The 4,607-nt window shown below is 54.1% G+C and carries 4 protein-coding genes; all 4 read left to right on the top strand.

All coding sequences use genetic code 11. The annotated features are described in order from the left end of the window. Positions 1-575: 575 nt before the first annotated feature. The 4 genes from ACOYIE_RS09565 to ACOYIE_RS09550 all read left to right on the top strand — a co-directional run bounded on the left by ACOYIE_RS09565 (position 576) and on the right by ACOYIE_RS09550 (position 4,563). Positions 576-1,298 carry a MerR family transcriptional regulator gene (locus ACOYIE_RS09565; RefSeq protein ID WP_433412664.1) on the top strand — a complete coding sequence of 241 codons (723 nt, stop codon included), beginning with the start codon at positions 576-578 and terminating at the stop codon, positions 1,296-1,298. Positions 1,299-1,303: 5 nt separating this feature from the next. Beyond that, positions 1,304-1,471 carry a hypothetical protein gene (locus tag ACOYIE_RS09560; protein WP_433412662.1) on the top strand — a complete coding sequence of 56 codons (168 nt, stop codon included), beginning with the start codon at positions 1,304-1,306 and terminating at the stop codon, positions 1,469-1,471. Between the two features lie 482 nt (positions 1,472-1,953). Beyond that, a complete protein-coding gene (locus tag ACOYIE_RS09555) occupies positions 1,954-2,877 on the top strand; it encodes an SH3 domain-containing protein (protein WP_433412660.1) in 924 nt (307 codons plus the stop codon). A 318-nt stretch (positions 2,878-3,195) separates the two neighbouring features. Further along, the gene (locus ACOYIE_RS09550; protein WP_433412658.1) at positions 3,196-4,563 is read left to right on the top strand and encodes an MATE family efflux transporter; all 1,368 of its coding nucleotides are present in this window, start codon (positions 3,196-3,198) and stop codon (positions 4,561-4,563) included. The last annotated feature ends 44 nt before the right edge of the window (positions 4,564-4,607 follow it).

Genomic DNA, 4,607 nt, shown 5'->3' with positions numbered 1-4,607 from the left:
TAGTGGGCGGGGCCGCTTGTTGGGCGGCCCTTTTATTATGCGTCCGTTGAGGCGGATGAGGCCGCCAGTCTCGCGGCGGGTGGCGGAAGCGGGGCGATTGATGCCGCTGGAGACCGAGGAGGCAGGCGTAGCGTTTGACGCGTTTTTTTGAAAAAACACGGTCGATTTTATGCGCCTACGCGCAGCAGGCGTGGGACAGACCGCTCCGTCGCTGCGGCGACACCTCCCCTGGAAGGGGAGGCATGTTAGGGGAAGAGACCGCTCTTTGCTATGCGACTGTTCATTCTATTTCATTTTCACGTTAAGAAGCCTCTCCGCAGCGTATGCAAGGGGATGCCCTTTCCGTAAAATGCACCGCATTTTCTCTTGTTGGAAAATCTCCAACCCTTTGTGTTCGCTCGCTCAATATTCCGTCCGAAAAGCGGCTTTTGTTGCACGTTACCCCTCGCGATATACAACACGGCACTTTGCGATTTTGCCGAAGTTTCAAGAACGTTGTTTCAAAAAAATTTTTTATACCCCTTGACTCTGACGTTACGTTATGGTTTATAATTTCTTTGCACGGGGGGATAATTATGCGAACAGTAAATGAAGTCAGCAAACTCACAGGAGTAAGTGTGCGCACACTGCATCATTATGATGCCATTGGCCTTTTGAAGCCTACAGAAGTGACCCAAGCAGTCTATCGGTTGTATGACGATACAGCACTCAGCCGTTTGCAAAATATTTTACTGTTTCGGGAGTTGCAGTTTCCTCTAAAAGAAATCAAAACAATTCTTGACAATTCAAGCTTTGATCCGTTAGAAGTGCTAACACAACAAATTGAATTGCTGGAATTGCAGTATAAGCACATAGGGGAACTGATTTCTTTCGCCCGTGAAATCCAGAAAAAAGGAGTCAGAGAAATGAACTTTCACGTTTTCGACAAAAGCGAGATGGAACAGTACAGGGCGGAAGCCAAAGCGAAATGGGGTGACACCAGAGAATATCAAGAATATGAGCAGAAGCAAAAGAGCGGATATGATTTTAGCGAAACAACATCGCAGCTGATGAATTGGTTTATTGAAATCGGAGCACTCAGGCAGTTGTCGCCTGCCGACAAAGCGGTACAGGGGAAAATTGGCGCTTTGCAAAACTGGATTACAAGTAATTACTATACTTGTAATGCTGAAATTTTTCGTGGATTAGGGCAGATGTATGTCAATGATGAGCGGTTTAAGCACAACATTGATACAGTAGGCGGCGAGGGTACGGCTGAATTTGTAAAGCAGGCTATTGAAATTTATTGTTCTAAGTAAATGCAATGGCTACAACGGAATGGATGCTTGCCAAGGGGGCTGTTGCAACGTTTTTTCCAAGAATAAAAAGGAAAAGATTGCAACAGCCTCTTGAAAATTGGGTATTTTTCGAGCAATCACCCTTTTACGCAGGCAGTTTGGAGGAACCGCAGTTCCTCCCGATTCAATCCTAACAAAAATTCGTTGTGCCCAGGAGCGCGATGAATTTTTGTCAGGGGGTGGTATGGACGGGGGAAGGATTTCCCCGCCATGGCTGTGCAACAGCGCCTTTGCGGTTGATTCAAACGCGCGCGCACCGCATCCGATCCGGTAGCGACGGGCTGCAAGGCGCGGGCCCGTTCGGCGTGTTGGTCGAGCGGTTGCCGGAGCTTACGGGCATTTGCCGGATTGGCCCGGGCGGCAGAAAACAGCGCCGTCGGTTGGCAGGCTTACGGTTATACGGAAACGACGACGGACGCAGCCCGGCGTTTTCCGGGCGAGCAGGCCGGCATACGCGGTACAGCTGCTTCACGTGCCGCCGTACCCGGCAAATGCGTTGTCAAACATTCCCAACGCTTATGATGGAATAAATAGAAGACGCCACTCGTCTTTACAGGTGAAGGCGGAAACGGAAACGGCCCCCGCTTCTGTCGTAAAGATGAAGGAGGTTTTTTCAATGATGAAAGACAAGAAATACTTTACCGGGTCGTACAAAAGAGCCGCTGCTGCGGCATTGACTTCCGCTCTGCTCCTGACGCCGCTTGCTTCCCTGGCCGAAAGTGCCATGATTCAGGGCGGTGTGCTGAACCTGCGCGAACAGCCCTCCAAGAACGCCACAGTTTTGGGTCAGTATCCGTCCGGCACATGGGTCGAAGTGCTGGAAGCCGGCATTGACTGGAGCCGTGTGAGCGTAGACGGCAAGGAAGGCTACATGATGAGCAAGTATCTGACCGGCGGCAGCTCGGGCAGCAGCAGCACCATGTATGTGCGTACCAACACGCGCGGCCTGAACCTGCGCAAGGAGCCCAACGATACGTCCGCGATCATCACGTCCTATCCCAAGGGAACGAAGGTCACGGTGCTCGCCCGCGGAACCAAGTGGCATAAGGTCAGCGTAGGCGGCAACGTCGGCTATATGTACGCGCAGTACCTGTCCTCCTCGCCTGCCGGCGGCGGCGATTCCGGCTCCGGCATCAGCGGACAGACCGGCGTGGTCAACAACCCGCGTGACACGCAGGTGCTCTTCCTGCGTGAGAGCGCGTCCACGTCGTCCAAGGTACTGGGTCAGTATCGCAACGGCAAAAAGGTAAAGATTCTTTCTTCCGCCAACGGGTGGTATAAGGTAGAGGTAGACGGCAAGACGGGTTACATGATGGCCCGTTATGTCAAGGTTGCGTCCTCCAGCACGTCGGCCAGGCTGATGAATCCCAACGGCAACAGCATCGTCAACTTCCGCAGCGGCCCGAGCCTGAGCGCAAAGGTAATCGACGTATACAAGGTCGGTACGGCTGTTACCGTGCTTGAAAAGGGTACGGACTGGTGCAAGGTACAGATTGGCGATGCGGTCGGCTACGTGTCCACCTGGTTTATCAAGTTCTGATGAATGATTCCCGCGCTTCACGTATTGCTTCACATATTTTCAGCGCCGTCCGGTTTGCCGGACGGCCGCTTTTTATGAGCGCGCACCGCGTGGAAGACGAATGCACTGGACGCTGGACGGAATGCCCAATCCGCTTCTCCGCTTTTGCAGGGCGGGTTCTTCTGGCCGTACCGGGGGCAAATTCATATCCGGTAAACGCGAAGCGCAGGAAACAGTGGGCGATGCCCAGCGCTTTTTGTGCAGGCTGCGCATTGACAGATAACTGTGTATGGGATATAATCGTTTAGTTTGAATGCGAAATGTTTTTACGAAAGGACGATGCGTATGCGCGAAATGAACGGTCAGAAAGAAAATAAAATGGGCTCCATGCCGGTGGGCAGGCTGCTGGCGACGATGTCCGTCCCGATGATGATATCCATGCTGGTGCAGGCGCTTTATAATATTGTCGATTCCATCTTCGTCTCGCGCGTGAGCGAGAACGCACTGACGGCCGTATCGATGGTCTTCCCGATTCAGTCGCTGATGATTGCCGCGTCTGTCGGATTGGGCGTCGGCGTCAACGCGCTTTTGTCGCGCAGCCTGGGTCAGAAGGACTATGCGCGGGTGAATAAGGCGGCTTCGCATGGCGTGGTCATGCTGCTGGCAGCGTACGTCGTATTTCTGCTGGTCGGCCTGCTGGCGGCGGAGCCCTTCATGCGCGCGCAGTCGAACGTGCCGGAAATCGTCGAAGGCGGTGCCGTTTACCTGCGCATCTGCTGTGTCTTCTCGTTCGGCCTTTTTATGCAGATCGCTTCGGAGCGCCTGCTCACCTCCACCGGCTTGACGTTTTATTCGATGACCACGCAGCTTTTGGGCGCGGTTCTCAACATCGTGCTCGACCCGATCCTGATTTTTGGCCTGCTGGGCATGCCGCGCATGGGCGTCGCAGGTGCGGCGGCGGCGACGGTCATCGGTCAGATCGCGGCAGCGGTGTTCGGCTTCTGGCTCAATCATCGGTTTAATCGAGAATTGCACCTTACATTCCGCGGGTTTCGGCTGGATATGCACACGGTCAGAGAGATTCTCGCCGTCGGCGTGCCCTCCATGGTCATGCAGGCGATCGGTTCCGTGATGACGTTTGGCATGAACCTGATTCTGGTGGGCTTTTCTTCCACCGCGGTGGCAGTATTCGGCGTGTATTTCAAATTGCAGAGCTTTGTCTTTATGCCGGTTTTTGGCCTCAATAACGGCATGGTACCGATTATTGCGTATAACTACGGTGCGAAGCGCAAGGATCGCGTGCTGCATACGATTTTTTTGAGCATGGCGGCTGCGATTACGATCATGGTGCTGGGCTTTGCGGTGGTGCAGGTCATGCCGGACCGGCTGCTCATGCTCTTTGAAGCGTCGGAGACGATGCTCGCCATCGGCGTGCCTGCGCTGCGCGCGATCAGCTGGAGCTTCCTGTTTGCGGGCTTCTGTATCGTGGGCTCCTCGGTCTTTCAGGCGCTGGGCAACGGTGTGTATTCCATGGTCATGTCCATCGGCCGCCAGCTGGTGGTGCTTCTGCCCAGCGCCTGGGTGCTCGCGAAGCTGGGCGGCTTGAACGCGGTGTGGTATTCGTTTATGATTGCCGAGGTCGTTTCGGTGTTCCTCTGCATCTACTATCTGCGCCGGATTAACCGCGGGGTGCTTTCCCAAATGTAAGGCGCGCCTGCCTTTCTTTTCCTTCTGCTCCGGTCGCGCTTTTT

The organism is Agathobaculum sp., assembly GCF_050946325.1.
Taxonomy (GTDB): Bacteria; Bacillota; Clostridia; order Oscillospirales; family Butyricicoccaceae; genus Agathobaculum.
Note: the sequence above shows the minus strand (reverse complement) of the source record. Positions and strands in the feature narration are given on the sequence as shown.

Bases quoted from the DNA above. Each gene is read 5' to 3' on its own strand.
- ACOYIE_RS09565 (WP_433412664.1), top strand. From the start codon at position 576: ATGCGAACAGTAAATGAAGTCAGCAAACTCACAGGAGTAAGTGTGCGC.
- ACOYIE_RS09560 (WP_433412662.1), top strand. From the start codon at position 1,304: ATGGCTACAACGGAATGGATGCTTGCCAAGGGGGCTGTTGCAACGTTT.
- ACOYIE_RS09555 (WP_433412660.1), top strand. From the start codon at position 1,954: ATGATGAAAGACAAGAAATACTTTACCGGGTCGTACAAAAGAGCCGCT.
- ACOYIE_RS09550 (WP_433412658.1), top strand. From the start codon at position 3,196: ATGCGTATGCGCGAAATGAACGGTCAGAAAGAAAATAAAATGGGCTCC.